The sequence below is a fragment of the Bradyrhizobium sp. SRL28 genome (assembly GCF_018596315.1).
In the GTDB taxonomy this organism is placed as follows: Bacteria; Pseudomonadota; Alphaproteobacteria; order Rhizobiales; family Xanthobacteraceae; genus Bradyrhizobium.
Window position 1 is genome coordinate 11,247 of record NZ_JAHEAG010000025.1, and the last position, 21,107, is coordinate 32,353.

General features: G+C 62.6%; 11 protein-coding genes and 1 pseudogene. 3 read left to right on the top strand and 9 right to left on the bottom strand.

Features of this window, described 5'->3' with window-relative positions; all coding sequences use genetic code 11:
- Positions 1-3: 3 nt before the first annotated feature.
- The gene (glgB, locus tag KIP88_RS32290; RefSeq protein WP_214492199.1) at positions 4-2,151 is read right to left on the bottom strand and encodes a 1,4-alpha-glucan branching protein GlgB; all 2,148 of its coding nucleotides are present in this window, start codon (positions 2,149-2,151) and stop codon (positions 4-6) included.
- On the bottom strand, positions 2,148-5,423 hold the full coding sequence (treS, locus tag KIP88_RS32295) for a maltose alpha-D-glucosyltransferase (RefSeq protein ID WP_214492286.1): 3,276 nt from the start codon (positions 5,421-5,423) through the stop codon (positions 2,148-2,150). The genes glgB and treS overlap by 4 nt, the downstream gene beginning before the upstream one ends.
- Positions 5,424-5,738: 315 nt before the next feature.
- On the opposite strand from treS, the gene malQ reads away from it, so the two are divergent.
- Together malQ and KIP88_RS32305 are read left to right on the top strand one after the other, a co-directional pair.
- Positions 5,739-7,688 carry a 4-alpha-glucanotransferase gene (malQ, locus tag KIP88_RS32300; protein ID WP_214492200.1) on the top strand — a complete coding sequence of 650 codons (1,950 nt, stop codon included), beginning with the start codon at positions 5,739-5,741 and terminating at the stop codon, positions 7,686-7,688.
- Between the two features lie 17 nt (positions 7,689-7,705).
- Positions 7,706-9,505, top strand: a complete 1,800-nt coding sequence (locus tag KIP88_RS32305) for a glycoside hydrolase family 15 protein (protein WP_214492201.1) — start codon at positions 7,706-7,708, stop codon at positions 9,503-9,505.
- Between the two features lie 416 nt (positions 9,506-9,921).
- Here the strand turns inward: KIP88_RS32305 and KIP88_RS32310 are convergent, their stop codons facing one another.
- From KIP88_RS32310 to KIP88_RS32340, 7 genes and pseudogenes are all read right to left on the bottom strand, one after another.
- Positions 9,922-10,725, bottom strand: coding sequence for a Cof-type HAD-IIB family hydrolase (locus KIP88_RS32310; protein ID WP_214492202.1), 804 nt, complete (start codon positions 10,723-10,725; stop codon positions 9,922-9,924).
- Positions 10,722-11,210, bottom strand: a complete 489-nt coding sequence (locus KIP88_RS32315) for a gluconokinase (protein WP_214492287.1) — start codon at positions 11,208-11,210, stop codon at positions 10,722-10,724. Before KIP88_RS32315 ends, KIP88_RS32310 begins: the two co-directional genes overlap by 4 nt.
- 22 nt (positions 11,211-11,232) lie before the next feature.
- Positions 11,233-11,988 (bottom strand): 6-phosphogluconolactonase, encoded by a 756-nt coding sequence (gene pgl, locus KIP88_RS32320; protein ID WP_214492203.1) that lies wholly within the window; start codon positions 11,986-11,988, stop codon positions 11,233-11,235.
- A 3-nt stretch (positions 11,989-11,991) separates the two neighbouring features.
- On the bottom strand, positions 11,992-13,503 hold the full coding sequence (gene zwf, locus KIP88_RS32325) for a glucose-6-phosphate dehydrogenase (protein ID WP_214492204.1): 1,512 nt from the start codon (positions 13,501-13,503) through the stop codon (positions 11,992-11,994).
- A gap of 6 nt (positions 13,504-13,509) precedes the next feature.
- Positions 13,510-14,505: a phosphogluconate dehydrogenase (NAD(+)-dependent, decarboxylating) gene (gene gnd, locus KIP88_RS32330; RefSeq protein WP_214492205.1), complete on the bottom strand. Its 996-nt coding sequence runs from the start codon at positions 14,503-14,505 to the stop codon at positions 13,510-13,512.
- Between the two features lie 12 nt (positions 14,506-14,517).
- The gene (locus tag KIP88_RS32335; protein WP_214492206.1) at positions 14,518-17,364 is read right to left on the bottom strand and encodes a bifunctional transaldolase/phosoglucose isomerase; all 2,847 of its coding nucleotides are present in this window, start codon (positions 17,362-17,364) and stop codon (positions 14,518-14,520) included.
- A 591-nt stretch (positions 17,365-17,955) separates the two neighbouring features.
- A pseudogene (locus KIP88_RS32340) lies at positions 17,956-18,375 on the bottom strand (hypothetical protein).
- Between the two features lie 777 nt (positions 18,376-19,152).
- On the opposite strand from KIP88_RS32340, the gene KIP88_RS32345 reads away from it, so the two are divergent.
- Positions 19,153-21,096: a PrkA family serine protein kinase gene (locus KIP88_RS32345; protein WP_214492207.1), complete on the top strand. Its 1,944-nt coding sequence runs from the start codon at positions 19,153-19,155 to the stop codon at positions 21,094-21,096.
- The last annotated feature ends 11 nt before the right edge of the window (positions 21,097-21,107 follow it).

Here is a 21,107-nt window from a genome sequence, read left to right on the forward strand (position 1 = left end):
GCGTCAGCTTTCCGGTACGAGAAAGATCGCGGCCAGCGGCGGAAGGGTCAGAGAGAGCTCGGGGATGCTGCCTTCCAGGGTATGGACTTCGCCGATATTGCCGACATTGCTGCCGCCATAATGGGCAGCGTCGGAGTTGAGCGCTTCCTTCCACTTGCCGGCGAACGGCACCCGGACGCGGTAGTTCTGATAGACGTTCGGCGAGAAGTTCACGACCACGAGACAGCGCGCGTGCGCGTCGTAACCCTTGCGCAGCCAGGCAAAGATGTTGTTGGCGGAATCATGCGTGATGACCCATTCAAAGCCTGCCTGATTGCAGTCCATCTCGTGCAGCGCCGGCACGGCGCGATAGAGCCGGTTGAGGTCGCGGATCAGGTTCTGGATGCCAGCATGCCGGTGTTGCCCCAAGAGGTGCCAGTCCAGCGAATGATCGTGATTCCACTCGCGCTCCTGCGCGAATTCGCAGCCCATGAACAAAAGCTTCTTGCCGGGATGGCCGAACATGAAGCTGTAATAGGCGCGCAGGTTTGCAAACCTCTGCCATTCATCGCCCGGCATGCGGCCGAGGATCGAGCGTTTGCCGTGCACGACTTCGTCATGCGACAGCGGCAGAATGAAATTCTCCGAAAACGCGTAATGCAGGCCGAACAGGATATCGCCGTGATGGTGATTCCGGTACACCGGATCCTTGCCGATATATTTCAGCGTGTCGTGCATCCAGCCCATGTTCCATTTGAAGCCGAAGCCGAGGCCGCCATATTCGACCGGCTGCGAGACCTGCGGCCATGCGGTGGATTCTTCCGCGGCCGTGGTGGCCTCCGGAAAATGCCCGAACAGCTCGATGTTGAAGCGGCGCAGGAATTCGATGGCTTCGAGGTTCTCCCGGCCGCCATGCCGGTTCGGAATCCACTCGCCGGCGGGCCGGCTGTAGTCGAGATAGAGCATCGAGGCGACGGCATCGACGCGCAGGCCGTCGACGCCGTAGCGATCGAACCAGAACAGCGCGTTGGAGACCAGGAAATTTACCACTTCGGTGCGGCCGTAATTGTAGATCAGCGTGCCCCAATCGAGGTGGCGGCCCTGCAGCGGGTTGGCGTGTTCGTAGAGCGCGGTGCCGTCGAAATAGCCGAGCCCATGCGGATCGTCGGGGAAATGCCCGGGCACCCAGTCGAGCCAAACGCCGATCCCCTCGCGATGGCAGGCATCGACGAGCGCGGAGAAGTCTTCCGGCGTGCCGAACCGGCTGGTCGGCGCGTACAGGCCGGTCGGCTGATAGCCCCAGGAGCCGTCGAACGGATGTTCGCTGACGGGCAGAAACTCGATATGGGTAAAGCCCATATCCTTCACATAGGCGGGAAGCTGCTCGGCGAGGTCGCGATAGCTCAGCCATTCATTGCCGTTCTTGCGGCGCCAGGAGCCGAGATGCACTTCGTAGATCGAGATCGGCGCGCCCAGCGCGTTGATGCCAGATGGCGCGGGTCGCGGATGCGGAATTCTGCTTTCGTCGACGACGATCGAGGCCGTTGAGGGCCGGATCTCCGCCGCAAAGGCCACCGGGTCGGATTTCAACGGCAGATGCCGCCCGTCGGGTCCGGTGACGTCGAACTTGTAGCGGTCGCCGGCGTGGGCATGGGGCACGAACAATTCCCAATAGCCGACGCCGCGCACCCGCATCGGATGCCGCCGCGCATTCCAGAAATTGAAATCGCCGACCACGCTGACGGCCTTGGCGTTCGGCGCCAACACCACGAACGCCACGCCATCGACGCCATCGAGTTTCATCGGATGCGCGCCGAGCTTGTCGTAGATCCGCCGGTGGGTACCTTCACCCAGCAGGTAGAGATCGAAGTCGCTGAGCACGGGCGGGAAGCGGTAGGGATCGTCGAGATCGACGACGTTTTCGCCGAAGCGGGCGCGGAGCAGGTAGCGTTTGGAGCCGTTAGGCATCGCACCTGCAAACAGCCCCGCATCGTGAATCCGTTGCAGCGGCGCCGTCTCGCCATGCTCGCCGATCGCCTCCACGTTGGAAGCTTCGGGGATGAAAGCGCGCACCACGCTGTTGCCGCCTTCGCTGTGCAAGCCGAGATAGCGAAACGGGTCGGAATGCTTGCCTTCGATGATTGCATAGGCCTCGGCGGGCAGCTTGGTCATGAGGCCTCGAAGGTCGGTTGTGACAACATTCTGATGATCCCGGTCAGCGGCACGCGCAGCCATTCCGGCCGATACAACAATTCGTGTTCGATTTCGTTCAGGGCCTTCTCGAGCAGGAAGAAGGTCAGTATGCCCTCGGCGGCTCTGGATTCGGTGGGCCACAGCCGTTGATCGGTCATGGCTTCGCTGTAGGCGGCGAAAAATGCGACGGTCGCCCGGTCGCGCCATTCGCCAAGCGCCGCGCCGAGCTTGCCATGCTCATCGTGGGCTACTTTGAGCGCGCGCTCAAGGGCAGCAGTTGCCGAATAATCGATCGAGCGGATCAGGCTGGCGACGTCGCGCGCCGCGGGTGCCTTGCGCCGGCGTTCGGCGATGGTGCGCCGCGGAGCGCCTTCGAAGTCGACGATGAAGATATCGTCCTTGACGATCAGCAACTGGCTGAGATCGAGGTCGCCATGGCAGCGGATGTTGGCGGCGTCGAGCTCGCGCGGCAGCAGCCTTTCGAGCCGGTCGGGCAGGGTTGGTTGCAATGCCAGCACCTGGTCAGCCAGCGCCCGGTCGGCTTCCTTCAGCGTGTCGCGCCGCTGCCGGAGCGCATCGAAAACGCGCCCGGCGCAGAGCATCAGATCGTCGATCCAGCGCTGCACGTCGTCGCGGCCGGTTGGCTCCGGCGCGAATTCAGAAAGCTCGCTGTTACCGGCGAGTGCAACATGCAGCTCGGCCACGCGCCGCCCCGCCTGCGACATGTAACGCAGATAGGGGATCTCTTCCTCGCGCTCGCCGGGGTGAATGCTCGCCGCCAGCAGGCGCTGCTCCTCGACGAAGCGATCGAGATAGCCCGCGCTCAGGGTCCAGAGGTCGCCTTGATTGGCAACGAAGGCGTGAACGACACCGACCGCGCTCTTTTCATTGCCCTCGACCAGTTCGACGCTGCCGAGCAACGCCGGGGTGTTGGGGAAGTTTGCGACGTCGGTCAGGAAGCGTCCCATCTCGATTTCGGGATTGGGGCCGGCCTGAAGCGTCCGGTAGATCTTGACGACATAGTCGTTGTCCACCAGGGCGGTGCTGCGAGGCTGCTCGGAGTCGACGGTGCGGATGTGCTCGGGCTGCCGGATCGGCTTGTCGCTGAAGCGGTTGGTTGGCCGGAATTCGAGCCGCAAGCCCTGTTCGCTCTCGTCGACCGTCAGCGATTGCTGCAGATTGCGCAACAGCAACGAGATGAAGATCTGGTCGGTGGCGACGTCGAGCAGGGTGCCCTCGCGGGCTCCTTGCCGAACGGCGGCCAGCGCATGCGGGTTATAGCGCTCGCGGTCGAAGCGCACCCATTCGATCTGCATCGGCAGCAGGTAGCGCGTCGTGATACCGCGCTGCGTCGTTTCAAAAAAGGCGAGCCATGGCCGGTTGTCGCCGATGTCGCAGAACGGAATGGCCGAAGTCAGGGTCGGACGGATCGCCTTGGGCGATCGTTCCGGATACCAGCGGCTGCGCGCCAGATGTCCCGGCAGCACGTCGCGCTCGAACACGCCGCGTTCGCGCGCCAGCGACACCCAGGTCGCGTTCAACGGCACGACAAGCGTTTCGAACTCGGGCACGGCGCGCTGCACCACCGGCGCCGACTTGTCACGCTCCTGCAGCTCGAACCAGTAGAAGCCGTAAGGCGCCAGTGTGATCATGTAGGGCACTTCGCCGATCGGCGGGAAGCGGGTACGGCCGAGCATTTCCAGCGGGACGCGGTCCTTGAAGGCGGAAAGGTCGAGTTCGGTCGCCTGCGCCGATCGCGACAGATTGGCGACGCACAGGATGACTTCGCCCTGGTACTGGCGCACATAGCACAGCACCGAGCGGTTCTCCGGGCGGATGAACGTCATGGTGCCGCGGCCGAACGCGAGCGTGGATTTGCGGACCGCGATCAGCCGCTTGGTGGCCGAGAGCAGCGAGGACAGGCTGCGCGACTGCGCCTCGACATTGACCGCTTCATAACCGTAGACGGGGTCCATGATGGTCGGCGCGTAAAGCCGCGCGGGGTCGGCGCGGGAGAAGCCGCCATTGCGGTCCGGCGTCCACTGCATCGGCGTGCGGACGCCGTTGCGGTCGCCGAGATAGATGTTGTCGCCCATGCCGATCTCGTCGCCGTAATAGATGATCGGCGTTCCCGGGAACGACAGCAGCAGCGAGTTCATCAATTCGATCTTGCGTCGGTCATTGTCCATCAGCGGCGCCAGCCGGCGGCGGATGCCGACATTGATGCGGGCGCGCGGATCGTTGGCGTAGGTCGACCACAGATAGTCGCGCTCGACGTCGGTGACCATTTCCAGCGTCAGCTCGTCGTGGTTGCGCAGGAACAGCGCCCACTGGCAGTTGCCGGGGATGTCAGGCGTCTGGCGCAGGATGTCGGTGATGGGGAAGCGGTCCTCCTGCGCGATCGCCATGTAGATGCGCGGCATCAGCGGGAAATGATAGGCCATGTGGCATTCGTCGCCGCGGCCGAAATATTCCTGCACGTCCTCCGGCCATTGATTGGCTTCGGCGAGCAGCACCTTGCCTTTGGCGTAATTGTCGAGCTCGCGGCGCAGCCCTCTGATGATCGCATGCGTTTCGGGCAGGTTCTCGTTGTTGGTGCCGTCGCGCTCGCACAGATAGGGGATGGCGTCGAGGCGGAAACCGTCGACGCCGGTGTCGAGCCAGCGCTTCATCACCTGCACCAGCGCGCTCACCACGCGCGGATTGTCGAAATTGAGGTCGGGCTGGTGCGAGAAGAAGCGGTGCCAGTAGAACTGGCCGGCTTCCGGATCCCAGGTCCAGTTCGATTTCTCGGTATCGGTGAAGATGATCCGCGTGCCCGGATATTTCTGGTCGGTGTCGCTCCAGACATACCAGTTGCGGGCAGAGGAATTCGGGTCCGAGCGGCGGGCGCGTTTGAACCAGTCGTGCTGATCGGAGGTGTGGTTGATGACGAGCTCGGTGATGACCCGCAAGCCCCGCTTCTTGGCTTCCTGGATGAAGCGGCGGAAATCCTTCATCGTCCCGAAATCGGGATTGATGTCGCCATAATCGGCGATGTCGTAGCCGTCGTCGCGGCCGGGGGAGGGGTAGAACGGCAACAGCCACAGCGTGGTGACGCCGAGGTCCTGCAGATACCCCAGTTTCTCGGTCAGCCCGGCAAAGTCGCCGATGCCGTCATTGTTGCTGTCGGCGAAGGCCTTGACGTGGAGCTGGTAGATGATCGCATCCTTGTACCAGAGCTCGTCGGTGACGGCGTCCACGGCTGGCACCCCCTTTGCTTCGGCTACAAGGCTGCCATCCGGATTCAGCGGATAGGCGCCGTCGATAGGAAGGGAGACGCCGGCGTTAGAGCTCTCGGCGGTTTGCGCTTTTTTGTTCACGGTGATGCCACTGCCATGGAAATGACGTGCCCGTTTCGTTTCAGAAACGGGAGACGTTCCGAACTGAGATAGAAAGCCGCTCGACTCGCTTTGGTTCCCCTGGAACCGTTGATGGGCCCGAGCGTTAGACACCGTCTATCTCCTTCCCGTAATTAGACAATTTCGCGACATCCGTTTGATGTTTGCGTGCAAAGTACGTGCCGAATGGACCTTTTTGCTCAAGCCAAAGCCCAGGGAATCCAGACCGAGTTCCTGGACGGCCAGGGTCACCGCCGTGTGACAGACGCCGCCGCGCTCAAAATCATCCTGGATGCCTTGCCGCCGCAGGCCCCGGGACCGCTGATCGGCCACCCCGTCGTGGTCCGCTCCGGCCGGCCGTCGCGAACCGAACTCCCGGCCACGGCCAGGCTTCCGGTGGAGTGGAAAATCGTTGCGGACTCAGGGCTTATCGCCAAGGGCGAGAGCTCGGATCACGCCATCGACTGGCCCAAGGACCTGCCGCCCGGCGTCTACCGGCTTCAGGTGAGCGACGCCACGACCGCCGAGGACGTGCCGCTGATTTCGGCGCCGGAACGGGCGTTTGGCGGCGAGTTCGACCGTTGCTGGCTGCTCGCGGTCCAGCTTTACGGCGTCCGCTCCGCGCGCAACTGGGGCATGGGCGACTTCACCGATCTCGCCAGCCTGATCGAACTCGCCGATCATCTCGGCGCCGACGGCATCGGCCTCAATCCGCTGCATGCCCTGTTCGACGACCGCCCGGGCGATTGCAGCCCCTATTCGCCGAACAGCCGACTGTTTCTCAACGCGCTCTATATCGACGTCGAGAAGCTTCCCGAATTTCAGCCCGATTCCGAAACCAGCGAGGCGCTGGCGCCGTTGCGGGCAGGCGATGTCGTCGATTATGTCGGCGTCGCCGGTCTGAAGTGGCGGGCGCTCCGCAGGGCCTTTGCCGCTTTCAAGGCCAACGCCAAGCCGGGCCGCCAGCAGGATTTTGACAAATTCCGCGCCGAGCGCGGCTCCCTGCTGTCGCACTTTGCCTGCTTCGAGGTGCTGCGGCACAAATTCGGCAAGCCGTGGTGGGAATGGCCGGAAGCGTGGCGGCAACCGGACGATGCCAGATGCGCTGCCCTGCGCCAGGGCGAGGACGCCAACGAGATCGAGTTCGTCGAATTCGTGCAATGGACCGCCGACCGGCAGTTGGGGGCCGCGGCCGATCTGGCGAAGCAGCTCGGCATGAAGGTCGGGCTCTATCTCGACGTCGCGGTCGGCGTGCAGGCCGACGGGTTCGATGCCTGGAACGAGCAGGTGGCGATATCCCGCCATCTCGGCGTCGGCGCGCCGCCCGATCCGCTCAACACTGCCGGCCAGACCTGGGGCCTCGCCGGCTTCAATGCCGTTGGCCTCGAACTCGAGTCCTTTGCGCCGTACCGCGACATGCTGCGCGCCGCGATGCGCCACGCCGGCGCCATCCGTCTCGACCATGTGCTCGGGCTGAAGCGGCTCTATCTGGTGCCGCAAGGCTTCAGCGCACGCGACGGCGTCTACGTCCAGATGCCGTTCGAGGCGCTGCTGGCGGTGACCGCGCAGGAAAGCGTTGCGAACCGCTGTGTCGTGATCGGCGAAGATCTCGGCACCGTGCCGGAAGGCTTTCGCGATCAGATCGCCGACTGGGGCATCTGGTCGTATCTCGTGATGATGTTCGAGCGCGACGACGCCGGCTCGTTCCGCCATATCGACCACTATTTGACCAATGCGCTCGTCACCTTCAACACCCACGATCTCTCGACCTATGCCGGCTGGCGTTCGTTCGGCGATCTCAAGCTGAAGCGCGCGCTCGGCATCGATCCGGGCGAAACCGACGATGCGCGCTGGCATGCGCTGGCGATGCTGGACGACGTGCTGCGCCAGCACACCATCGACCGCAACGATCTCTATTCGGTGGCGAATTTTCTGGCGCGCACCAGGTCGCGGCTGCTCGCGGTCTCGCTGGAGGATCTGCTCGGGGTGGTGGACCAGCCCAATATTCCCGGCACCGTCAATGAGCATCCGAACTGGCGGCGGCGGCTTCCGGTGCCGATCGAGGAAATGACAGCCACGGTCGACGTCGCCGCGCTCAAGGCGGCAACCCATGAGCGGTCGCGCGCCGCGATTTGATCAGGCGGTGAAACACTTTGCCGTGCCGTATCGAAGACTATGGGCTGATTGGCGATTGCGAAACCGCGGCGCTGGTCGGCCGGAACGGATCGATCGACTGGCTGTGCTGGCCGGCCTTCGATTCCGACGCCTGCTTTGCAGCCCTTCTCGGCACCGAGAAGCATGGCCGCTGGCTGATCGCGCCGGTGGGGGAAGTTACCGGCACCTCGCGCCGCTATTGGGATGACACCCTGATCCTTCAGACCCGGTTCGAGACGGCTGACGGCGCGGTCGACCTGATCGATTTCATGCCGCCGCGCGGCAACGCCTCCGACGTGGTGCGGCTGGTGCGCGGCGTTCGCGGCCGGGTCAAGATGCACATGCAACTGGTGATCCGCTTCGGCTTCGGCACCGATATTCCCTGGGTCAAGAAAAGCGAGGACGGTTCCGCGCTGCTCGCGATCTGCGGGCAGGACATGACGGTGTTGCGGACGCCGGTCGAGACCCGTGGCGAGGACCTGACGACGGTCGCCGATTTCGAGGTCGGCGAGGGCGACACCGTTCCCTTCGTGCTCACCTACGGCCCCTCGCACCTGCCCGTGCCCAAGCCAATCGATCCTGCCTATGCGTTGCAGGACACCGAAGCGTTCTGGACCGAATGGTGCAGTCGCTGCACTTATGAGGGCGAGTACCGCGACCTCGTGATGCGCTCTTTGATCACGCTGAAGGCGCAGACTTACGCCCCGACCGGCGGCATCGTCGCCGCGCCAACGACCTCGCTGCCGGAAAAGCTCGGTGGCGCCAGAAATTGGGATTATCGCTTCTGCTGGCTGCGCGACGCCACCTTCACGCTGCTGGCGCTGATGAACTCCGGCTACAAGGAGGAAGCCGCTGCCTGGCACCGCTGGTTGTTGCGGGCGGCGGCGGGTTCTCCCGCCAACATGCAGATCATGTACGGCATCATGGGTCAGCGGCGCCTGCTGGAATGGGAAGCGACATGGCTGCCCGGCTACGAAGGCGCAAAGCCGGTGCGGGTCGGCAACGCCGCGCACGCACAGCTGCAGCTCGACGTTTACGGCGAACTGATCGACGCCTTTCACCAGTGGCGCGTGGCAAAACTCGAAATGGATGAAACGAGCTGGGCGATGGAATGCGCCGTGCTGCAGCACCTCGCCGGGCAATGGGACAAGCCCGATCACGGCATCTGGGAGCGCCGCGGCGATGGCAAGCACTATGTCTCGTCGAAGGTGATGACCTGGGTCGCGTTTGACCGCGGCATCAAGAGCGCCGAGACGTTCGGCTTCAAGGCGCCGCTCGAGAAGTGGCGCGCGCTGCGCGACGCTATTCATCTCGACGTCTGCGCAAGAGGATTTGATCCCGAACTGAACTCGTTCGTCGAGTCCTACGGCTCGAAGATGCTCGATGCCAGCATCCTGTTGCTGCCGTCGGTGGGATTCCTGCCGCCGGAAGACCCGCGCGTGCGCGGCACGTTGGTCGCGGTCGAACGGCATCTGATGCGCGACGGTTTTGTGCTGCGGCACGATCCCCGCGAAGTGGAGCAGCAGCCGGCCGAAGGCGCGTTCTTGGCCTGCACGCTATGGCTGGCGGATGCCTATGTGCTGGCGGGCGAGTTTGGCAAGGCGCAGGAGCTGTTTACCCGCGTGGTCGCGATCGTCAACGATCTCGGCCTCTTGGCCGAAGAATACGATACGGCTGCCTGCCGCCAGACCGGCAACTTCCCGCAAGCGCTGACGCACATCGCGCTGATCAACACCGCGCATAATCTTTGCGCGGCCAAGCAGTCGACCGAGAAGCCGGCGATGCAGCGATCGAAATAGCTCTCTCCACGTCATTGCGAGCGAAGCGAGGCAATCCATTGTCGCCTCGTGCGCGAAAAGATGGATTGCTTCGCTGCGCTCGCAATGACGGGCTACGAGTCCCGGCCGGCCAACCAAGTCGCGCGAGCCGGCATCCGTCTTCGCCGCGGCAGGCCCGGGCTGGGGTGAACCTGCCTTCATGGGAGGATACGGCGGTCGGACACCGGCTCGCGCTTGCCGATCGTGCTCGGATTCGCCGCGCAAAGACTTTGAGAATTCCTCGATTTATCCTTCAGGCACGCTTGATAAGACAGAGCGAATCCGTAGCGAATTCGTAGGGTGGGCAAAGGAGCGACAGCGACGTGCCCACCATTTCACGCTCGCTCGTGATGGTGGGCACGGCGCTTACGCGCCTTTGCCCACCCTACGGACTGCGCCTATCCGAGCTGCAGCACCGTCTCGATTGCAGCGGCAAATCCGTCGCGCTCGTTGCTGTCGGTCACATGCGTCGCGTGCTGCTTGATGCCGTCGGCCGCATTGCCCATCGCAAACGAAACACCGCTCCTGGCAAACATCGGAAGATCGTTCTCCATGTCGCCGATGGTTGCCACCGCCGCGGCCGGAATGCCGAGCCGCCTGGTCATCGTGTCCACGAAGGTGCCTTTGTCGTGACCGGGCGGCGTGACGTCGAGATAATAGGTCTGCGAGCGGACCGCGGTGGCTTCCCGGCCGACGGCTTCCCGCATCGCCGCCTCGCAACGCTGCAGCAGCGCCGCGTCCGAGCTGGCGCCGACGATCTTGCAGGCTTCTCCCAGATGCGGCGTGAAATCCGGGATGATGGTCGGATCGGCCTTGATCGCGCGCTTTTCGTGCGGAACGTATTCGCCGTCGGGATTGCGCGTGTACCAGCGCTCGTTGCTGAACAGCCAGATATCGACGCCGAACGCATTGAGCACGTCGAGGCTGCGCTGCGCGACGGCAGGCGGGATCAGATGCTGCTCGATCGGCTTGAGCCCGGCGTCGACGATCGAACTGCCGTTGAAGGCACCGACGGGAAGCGTGATCGCAAGCGGCTCGATCAGAAAGCCCATGCCGATGGTCGGCCGGCTGGACACGATGGTGAAGCCGATGCCGGCCGCATGCAGCTTGCACACGGCTGCCTTTGCGGCATCGGTCAAAACTTTGTCCTTCGTCAACAGGGTGCCGTCGACGTCGGAAACAACAAGCGCAATACGGGTCATAGGGGAACCAGGTTCAATTGAGTGACGATGTCATCCACGATTCGCTCGACCGGCGCATCGATCGATACAATGATCGGCCGCTCGTTGGTTCCCGGCCGCTCCAGTGTCTTGAACTGGCTGGCGAGCAGGCCCGGCGGCATGAAGTGCCCCTGCCGGGCGGCAAGCCGGGCGGCGATCAGATCCTGCGTTCCGTCGAGAAAGACGATGCGGACATCGTCGCGGCCGTGCACGAGAACGTCGCGATAGGCGCGCTTCAGCGCCGAGCAGGCGATGACAGCGCGCTCGCCGGCGGCCGAAAGGCGGTCGATCTCGTCGGCAATCGCCTGCAGCCACGGCCATCGGTCCTCGTCCGTCAGCGGATGGCCGGCGCTCATCTTCGCGACATTGCTTGCCGGGTGAAACCTGTCACCATCCTCGTAGCGCCAGCCTAATCGTCCCGCGAGATGATCGGCGATGGTGCTCTTGCCAGAGCCGGAAACGCCCATCACCACCAGCGCACAAGGAGTCTTACTGCCCACCAAAATTCTCCGGAATCGCGGCCCGGTCCACCAGCCAGACCGTCTCGCCGGTGGATCGCGCGCGGTTGGCGGGCAGGTTCTCGCCTGCGAAGAGGCGCGTCAAGATCGCGCGCTTGTCGCGGCCAGAAATCTCGAACAGCATTTCGTGGCAGGAGGTAAGCGCCGGCAGCGTGAGGGTAACCCGCGGGACGAACGGCTCGACATTCGCTTTGGGTACGCCGACGACCCAGCGCGAAGTTTCGCCAAGCGCGGGATCGTCCGGAAACAGCGATGCGGTATGGCCATCGGGACCGATACCCATCAGCACGAGATCGAACAGGGGGCGGGCTTCATCGAGTGTGTCTGCGCCATAAAACGACTGCAGTTCCTGTTCGTAAAGCGCGGCGCCCCGGTCGGGATCGGCAGGGTCGGCGGTCGCGGTCGGAATTGGATGGATGTTGGCCGCCGGAGCAAACCGGTCCAGAAAGAGCGAGCGCGCCATGCCCATGTTGTTGAGCGGGTCATCAGCCGGCACGAAGCGTTCGTCGCCGATGAACCAGTGCACGCGCTGCCACGGGATCCGGCTTCGATACGCGTCGGTCGCAAGCAATTGATAGAGCTGCTTGGGGCTCGATCCGCCGGTCAGGCAGATCGCCACGCGGCCGCTGTTGGCGGCTGTTATGGCCAGCAAATGTTCGGCGGCGGTCGCCGCCATTGCCGCCCGATCGGCGACCGTGATCACGTGGCGGTTGTCGTTCGCGGCCATTGTTCACCCGAGCTTTCGCCAGCTTCGGCCGTCGCGTTCAAGCAAATCGTTGGCTTCCTCCGGTCCTTCGCTGCCTGGTTCGTAAACCTTCAACCCCTTGCCGCCTGCCTTCTTCCAGGCATCGAGGAATGGCTGCACCGCCCGCCAGCCGGCCTCGACGCTGTCGGCGCGTTGAAACAGGATGTTGTCGCCGATCATGCAGTCATAGATCAGCGTTTCGTAGCCAGTGGAAGGTTCGGCCTTGAAGTAATCCTTGTAACGGAACTTCATCTCGACGCCATCGATGTTGATGTTCGGCCCCGGCACTTTGGTGTTGAACTGCAGCGCGATGCCTTCGGTCGGCTCGGTCGAGATGATGAGGTAGTTCTGCGACAACCGGTCCACCGGCGTGTCGCGGAACATAGCGAACGGCGCCTGCTTGAACTTGATGGCGATTTCGGTGCGCTTGACGCCGAGCGCCTTACCAGTGCGCAAGTAAAAGGGCACGCCGGCCCAGCGCCAGTTGTCGATGGTCAGCTTCAGCGCGGCATAGGTCTCGGTGGTGCTGCCGGGCGCGACGTCGGGGGTCTTGCGATAGTCGTCGATTTCGGCATCGCCAATCTTGCCGCCGCGATATTGGCCGCGCACGGAATTTTGCAGCGCCTCTTGTTCGCTCTGGGTCTGGATCGCAGAAAGCACTTCGGCCTTTTCGGAACGCACCGAATGGGCGTCGAATTTCACCGGTGGCTCCATGGTGACCAGCGACAGCAACTGGAACAGATGGTTCGGCACCATGTCGCGCAACGCGCCGGTCGCGTCGTAAAAGCTGCCGCGATGCCCGACGCCGAGTTTTTCATCGACGGTGATCTGGATGTGGTCGATATGGTTACGGTTCCAGATCGGCTCGAACATGCCATTGGCGAAGCGCAATACCAGGATGTTCTGCACCGTCTCCTTGCCGAGGTAATGATCGATCCGATAGATCTGGTGCTCTTCAACCAGTTTGAGCAATTCGCTGTTGAGCGCTTTTGCCGAAGCGAGGTCGGTGCCGAACGGCTTTTCCACCACCAGCCGCCGCCATGCGCCATTCTCCGCCAGCATGCCGGTGCGGCCGAGTTCACGGCTGATCGGCAGGAACGCGTTGGGCGGCGTCGCCAGATAGAACAGGCGGTTGCCGCCGGTGTCTCGCGTGGCTTCGAGTTCGTCGAGCTGTTTGCTCATGGCGTCGAACGATTCAGGCTCCCTCGGATCGGCCTCGACGCAGGTCACGCATGCCAGGAGGCGCTGGGCGATTGCATCGTCCACCGGCCGGGTCGCGAACTGGCGCAATCCTTTCATCAGGCTGTCGCGCAGTTTGTCGCTCGTCGTGCCCTTGCGGGCGACGCCGACCAGGCAGAACCTGTCCGGCAACAGATCGCTGGCGGCGAGGTTATAGAGGGCAGGCACGACCAGCCGATGCGCGAGGTCGCCAGTCACGCCGAATATGACGAAGGAGCAGGGATCGGGTTTCTTCTGCGCTATCTGACCGACCGCCATGACTGCTCAGGCCTTCGTATCAGGTTTCTTCGGCGGCTCCTTGTGGCCGCCAAAACCTGCCCGCATCGCAGACAGGATCTTTTCCGCAAAAGTGTGATCCTTGCGGGAGCGGAAGCGCGCATAGAGCGCCGCCGTCAGCACTTCCGCCGGCACGGCCTCGTCAATCGCGGCATTCACGGTCCAGCGGCCTTCGCCGGAATCTTCCACAAAGCCGGAGTAACTATCGAGCGTCTGGTTTTCCGCGAGCGCGGACGCGGTGAGATCGAGCAGCCAGGACGGGATTACGCTGCCGCGCCGCCACACCTCGGCGATATCGGCGATGTTCATGTCGAAGCGATGCTCCGGCGGCAGCGCTTCAATATTGGCGTTCTTCAGAATGTCAAAGCCCTCGGCATAGGCCTGCATCAGGCCGTATTCGATGCCGTTATGGATCATCTTGACGAAGTGTCCGGCGCCGGACGGGCCGGCGTGGATGTAGCCCTGCTCGATGCGCGGATCGCGACCCTCGCGCCCCGGCGTGCGCGGGATGTCGCCAATGCCCGGCGCCAGCGTCTTGAAGATCGGATCGAGCCGGTCCACCACCGCCTTGTCGCCGCCGATCATCATGCAATAGCCGCGCTCGATGCCCCAGACACCGCCGCTGGTGCCGACATCGAGATAATGCAGGCCCTTTGTCTTGAGCGCCGCGCCGCGGCGAACGTCGTCCTGCCAGAACGTGTTGCCGCCATCGATGATGACGTCGCCTGGCTGCATCAGCTTTGCCAATGCCTCGATGGTCGCCTCGGTGATCTTGCCTGCCGGCAGCATCACCCAGGCGGTGCGCGGCTTTTCGAGTTTCGCCACGAAATCTTCCAGCGTGCCGGCGCCGGTTGCGCCTTCGCCGGCGAGGCTGGCGACCGCCTTCGCATCCTTGTCATAGACCACAGCGGTGTGGCCGTTCTTCATCAGCCGGCGGACGATATTGCCGCCCATCCGGCCGAGGCCGATCATGCCGAGTTGCATATCCTGACTTCCCTAGCTGAGCGCTTCCGCAATCGCGGCATCGAGTGCAGACAATCCAGATCCGAGGTCGCCCTTGAGATGGACGCGTAGCGCACGCCTTCCACGTTCGGTGAGCACGTCGAAATCGCCGCGCGCCTGCGCCGCCTTGATGATGCCGAAGCTCGCCTTCTGGCCCGGCACCGGCAAATCCTCGGCGTCGTCAGCCGTGATCTGCAGGAACACGCCGCTGTCGGGGCCACCTTTGTAGGCTTGCCCGGTGGAGTGCAGGAAGCGCGGGCCGAATTCGGCGCAGGTCGCAACGTGACGCGTGTCGCGCACCGCGAGCCGCATCTTCTGCAGCGAGCCGATCGTGCCGGGGTCTCGCGCGATATAGGCGAGCAGGGCGACATAGTCGCCGCTGTCTGAGCGCGAAAGATGCGCCTTGATCCAGGAGCCGAGCGTGCCGTTGGCGCCGGCCTTGCGCAGCTCGGTCGCGTTATGCGCGTCGGTATAGAGATCGGCCTCATCGGTCGAAATGACAGGCTGCTCCGCAGGCAACGCGCCGGTCTTCTCGAACGCAGCCGTCAGTTCGCGGGTCTTGATCTTGGCCGCCTCCACGTCGGGCTGGTTGAACGGATTGATGCCGAGGATCGCGCCCGCCACGGCGGTCGCCATCTCGAACCGGAAAAATTCCTGGCCGATATGGTCGATCGACTTCATGACGATGCGAGCCACGGGATGTCCGGCCGCCTCCAGCGCCTTGAGCCGGTCATCATGCGAGGCGTCGTCTTCGCCTTCGGTGCGGATATCGATGAAGAAGCGATCGTTGCCGTAAAGCGAGAGGTCGCCGAGCGGCTCGCCGTCGATCGGGATCAGGCCCTTGCCGTCCTTGCCGGTGGATTCGGCAATCAGTTGTTCAGCCCAGGCGCCGAAATCGGCGACCTTCTCCGACGAGGTAATCGTCATCTTGTCGCGGCCTTCGAGACCCGCGATTCCCATCGCCAGCCCGAGCTGCACGCCGGGATTTTCATGCGGCGGCACGTCGGCGCCGCAGGAGCGCACCATCGCGAGCGCATGGGTGATCAGGCTGCGAACGTCGATACCGGCGGCCGCCGCCGGCACCAGCCCGAACGGCGACAACACCGAATAGCGTCCACCGATCGTGGGATCGCCGTGGAAGATGCGGGCAAAGCCCTGCTTGATCGCAACCTTCTCCAGCGACGAGCCGGGATCGGTGACGGCGATGAAGCGATGCCCGGCCTTGTCCTTGCCGATGGTCCTGGAAACGCGATCGAAGAAGTAATCCTTCATCACGTTCGGCTCGGTGGTGCCGCCCGATTTGCTGGAGACAATGAACAGCGTGTGGGCGAGATCGACCGTATCCTCCATCGCGCGCACCTGCGCGGGGTCGGTGGAATCGAGCACATGCAGCTTCGGGAAACCGGATTTCCTGGCGAAAGTTTCCGCAAGCACTTCCGGCCCGAGGCTCGATCCGCCCATGCCGAGCACGACGGCATCGCTGAAATTCTGCCCCTTCACGCGACGGGCAAAATCCTCGTAATCGGCGACGTCGGCGGCCGCAGGGCTGTTCAGCCAGCCCAGCCATTTGTTCTCGTCGTCATCGGTCCAGACCGATTTGTCCTTCTGCCAGAGACGGCGGATTGTAGCGGACGCACGCCAGTCCTCGGTGCTTTTCTCCACGGCCTTCCTGATGCCATCACCGAGCGCAAGCTGCTGCCGGTCGATGCCGCCACTGAGCGAAGCCGCGCGCTTCTGCGCGACCGCGCCATAGAGCTTGTCGGCAGCATCCGCAAACAGCTTGACGCCGTCCCTGACCAGTTCTTCTGTGATGGCGTCGAGCGAAATGCCTGACTGTTCGAGCTCTTCCAGCACGCGCCGTGCGTCCTCGATATTCTCCTCGAGACTGTCGCGGGGCTTGCCATGGTCGCGGAATGCGTCGAGCGTTGCCGGCGGCACGGTGTTGACGGTGTTGGCGCCGATCAATTCCTCGACATACAGCACATCGCTGTAGTCCTTGTTCTTGGTGCCGGTGGATGCCCACAGCAAACGCTGCGGCTTTGCGCCCTTGGCGGCAAGCTTCTCCCAGCGGGGGCCTGCGAACAGCCGCTTGTAATCCTGATAGGCAAGCTTGGCGTTGGCGATCGCGACCTTGCCTTTGAGCGCGCTCAGCCGCTCCTTCTCGCTGGGGTCATTGGCTTTTGCGATCTTGTCGTCGAGCTGCTTGTCGACCGCGGTATCGATACGGCTGACGAAGAAAGACGCGACGCTGGCGACAGGCGCGGGATCGCCGCCGTTGGCGACGTATTTTTCAAGGCCCGCGATATAGGCCTCCGCTACCTCGCGATAGACGTCTTGCGAGAACAGCAGCGTGATGTTGATGCTGATGCCTTCGCCGATCAGATGTTCGATCGCCGGCAGCCCTTCCGGCGTGGCCGGCACCTTCACCATCAAATTCTGCCGCTTGACGTCCTTCCAGAGCCGTTCGGCTTCCGCAATGGTTCCCTTGGTATCCATTGCCAGATAGGGCGAGACCTCGAGGCTGACGAAACCGTCGGTGCCGTTCAAGTGGTCGTAAACCGGGCGCAGCACATCGGCGGCGTTCTGGATGTCCTCGATGGCGAGCGCCTCGAACAGGTCGGCGACGGGGCGGTCGCCCGCCTTCAAGGCGTGACCGATCGCGCCGTCATACTCGTCCGAGCTGCCGATCGCCTTTTCGAAGATCGAGGGGTTCGACGTCACGCCCTTGACGCCGTCGGTGTCGATCAGCGCCTTGAGGTCGCCCTTGGCGACGAAGCCGCGGGCGAGGAAGTCCAGCCAGATTGCCTGGCCATGGTTTTCGAGTGCTTTGACGGGATTCATGGTGCCTGTTCTGTTCGGTCGGTTTTTTGGGTTTCCGGCAGCTTTCGGGGGCAGGGCCGGAAAGTCAACATTTGGTTGGGTGTGCCGCCGGATGGAATGGGGCGGTCCGGGACGATAACGCCATTGACACTGGTTCGATCCCGAAAATGGCTGGTCTTGCCGGCCTCGATACGACCGGATCGGTCGAACCGGATTCCTGGATTGTGACACCAACGGCCACAAGCACGAAGTCGTGAAGGAGGCCGTCATGATCAGTTGTTTTTCGTCCCCTGCCAGCCTCGCGCTCTTGTGTGGCCTGATCGCGCTTGGCCCGGCCACGACGGAAGCGGCCGGCATCGGCGTCCATTTGAGGGGTCATGCGCAAAACATTCCGCCGGCGGTTGCAGGGGGACACAGCCCGCATGTCGGCGTGGGAGCGGGCGCGCAGGCGCCATCGCGACTGAATCCGAACACGCGAAGTATTCAGCCGGGTAGAGCGGGCGAAACTACGGCGACCAAATCACCCAAATGAGCGATCGACGTGAAATGTTCGCGTCAATCGGCAAGATCTGAAAGCGTAAGACCTCAGGGCCGCAGGTAAACATAGCCCTGCTATTGCAGCTCGGCGAGCCGCACCACACCGCCCCGTTCGGCGACAATAAAGCCCGGCAGCAAATCCTTCAGCGTGATATTCTGCGACTTCATGGTGTTGCCGCAGAAGGCGAGTTCGAGACCGGCTTTGGAGAATTGACCGACGCTTCGAAAGATCGGGGTTCGCGGACGCCGAATGAAACGCCCGCAACGCCTGGCCATGAACTAACAGCGCGATCGTGATACTGTCAGGACCGCTGACACCGTCGAGATAGTTCTGGATGTTGCCTAGCGCGAAGCTCACCTTGTCGAGGTCGTTGAGGTGATAAACCACTTTCAATTTTGTCGAAGCTGCTGCCTCGGTTGCCGCGCTGGCGCAGGAGGCGGCAGAGGCTGCGCCGAACGCCGAAATCGCGCCCGCAGGATATTGCGTCGATGCATGTAATCTCTCCGACCAAAGTGGTTTAGGTCACAGACCTAAGTAGTGAGGCATACCAACCTATGTAGTATGGCTCACTTGTGCCGGAGTGCCGCAAGCTCCTTGCGACCCGTCACCAACCCGGAGCGCTCGTGCAGATCGGTGCGATCAACGCGGAAAATCTTGTCGTCGGCGCCGGCGACCAAATCGTTACTGGCTTTGTCGAAGCCCTCCTGGGCCTGACAGGCATGGACTCCGACGACGGAGGCAGCAGCGGCGACGATCCAGACGCATTTCGTGGCAGACTCGGATTAAACGCGCGGCATATTACTTTAGTTGCAGTTGGCGCCGGGTGCGTTCAACGCTCAGTCCGCGAAATGAACGCGTGTTCATCTTGGCCTTTTTTTGCGACTAGCCGGCCGTCCGAAGGTCACAAAAGGCGCCGTTATTGCACGTGCGTGCCGTTCAGAAGCCTGGATTTTCCAGCTTCGCTGCCGGGATCGCCTGGCCAGCGCCGATTCGAGCCGCACGACCGCTTAGATTCCTTAAAAAACCCCTTACATGATGCTCAGTACTAACCCGGTGAAAATGTTGCAGCACGGCTACAACGCGAGCGAAATGGCACCGTATCTTTACGAGGAGGAGGCCCTTAGCATGACTATTGCATTGCATTGTGAAGTCGCTCGCGTGTCCAATCAACCCATGTGCTGATGGTGATTCGCGAACGAAGCTGTGACGTTCCGACACTGGAACCCGAGTGGAGCGTCCGGCATTTACAGGTGACCATGGAGAGACGGATCATGTACAACGATTCTCTGTTCAATGCTTTCGCCCGGTCCTTCGAAGCAAGAAGCCAGACCGACATGTCGATGGCGGAATATCTGGAGTCGTGTCGAAGCGATCCGATGCGATATGCCAACGCTACCGAACGATTGCTAGCTGCGATCGGTGAACCTCAGATGATTGACACGGCCAAGGATCCTCGCCTTGGCCGTATCTTTTTGAATCGCACGATGCGGCTCTATCCAGCCTTCGCCGGCTTCTACGGAATGGAAGACACGATCGAGCGCATCGTAGGCTTCTTCCGCCACGCGGCGCAGGGCCTCGAAGAGCGCAAGCAGATACTCTATCTGCTCGGGCCGGTCGGTGGCGGAAAGTCCTCGCTTGCCGAGCGCCTCAAGTCGTTGATGGAAGTCCACCCCATTTACGTGCTGAAGGCCGGCGACGAACTCAGCCCGGTGTTCGAAAGCCCGCTCAGCCTGTTCGATCCGGATTCGCTGGGGCCGATGCTGGAGGAGAAGTACGGCATTCCGCGCCGTCGCCTCAGCGGACTGATGAGCCCGTGGTGCTACAAGCGCCTCGAATCCTTCGGTGGCGACATCTCGCAATTCCGCGTCGCCAAGATCCAGCCGTCGCGGCTGCGTCAGATCGCGATTGCAAAGACCGAGCCCGGCGACGAAAACAACCAGGACATCTCGTCACTGGTCGGCAAGGTCGACATCCGCAAGCTGGAGACCTTCGCCCAGAACGATCCTGATGCTTACAGCTATTCGGGCGGCCTCAATCGCGCCAACCAGGGCATTCTCGAATTCGTCGAAATGTTCAAGGCGCCGATCAAGATGCTGCATCCGCTGCTGACGGCGACGCAGGAGGGCAACTATATCGGGACCGAAAACATCGGCGCGATCCCGTTCACCGGCGTCATTCTCGCCCACTCCAACGAGGCCGAATGGCAAAGCTTCAAGACCAACAAGAACAATGAGGCCTTCATCGACCGTATCTGCGTCATCAAGGTGCCGTATAGCCTGCGCGTCACCGAAGAGCAGAAGATCTACGAGAAGCTGATCCAGGGCTCCGAACTGGCCACCGCGCCGTGCGCGCCGGCCACGCTGGAAACGATGGCACGCTTCTCGGTGATGTCGCGGTTGCGCAAGCACGAGAACTCGACTGTCTTCGCCAAGATGCGGATCTACGACGGTGATAGCCTGAAGGAGTCCGATCCAAAGGCGCGCAGCGTTCAGGAATACAGGGATGCTGCCGGTGTCGATGAAGGCATGGACGGCGTTTCGACACGCTTCGCCTTCAAGGTTCTCGCCGCGACTTTCAATCACGACACCAGTGAGATCGGTGCCGACGCGGTCCATCTGATGTATACGCTGGAGCAGGCGATCCGGCGCGAGCAGCTTCCCGACGAAGTCGAGAAGCGTTATCTCGAGTTCATCAAGGCCGAACTGGCGCCGCGCTATGCCGAATTCATCGGGCACGAGATCCAGAAGGCCTATCTCGAATCCTATTCGGATTACGGCCAGAACCTGTTCGATCGCTATGTCGACTATGCCGATGCCTGGATCGAGGATCAGGATTTCAAGGATCCCGACACCGGACAACTGCTCGATCGTGAACTGCTCAATCAGGAGCTGACCAAGATCGAGAAGCCGGCCGGCATCGCCAATCCCAAGGATTTCCGTAACGAGGTCGTCAAGTTCTCGCTGCGGTCGCGTGCCCAGCACGGCGGCAAGAATCCGACGTGGACCAGCTACGAAAAGATTCGGGAAGTGATCGAAAAGCGGATATTCTCCCAGGTCGAGGATCTGCTGCCCGTCATTTCCTTCGGCTCGAAGAAGGACGGAGAGACCGAAAAGAAGCATGGCGAGTTTGTCGCGCGCATGGTCGAGCGTGGCTATACCGAGCGGCAAGTTCGCCGGCTGGTCGAGTGGTACATGCGCGTAAAACAGGCTGGCTGAGGCGGATGAAA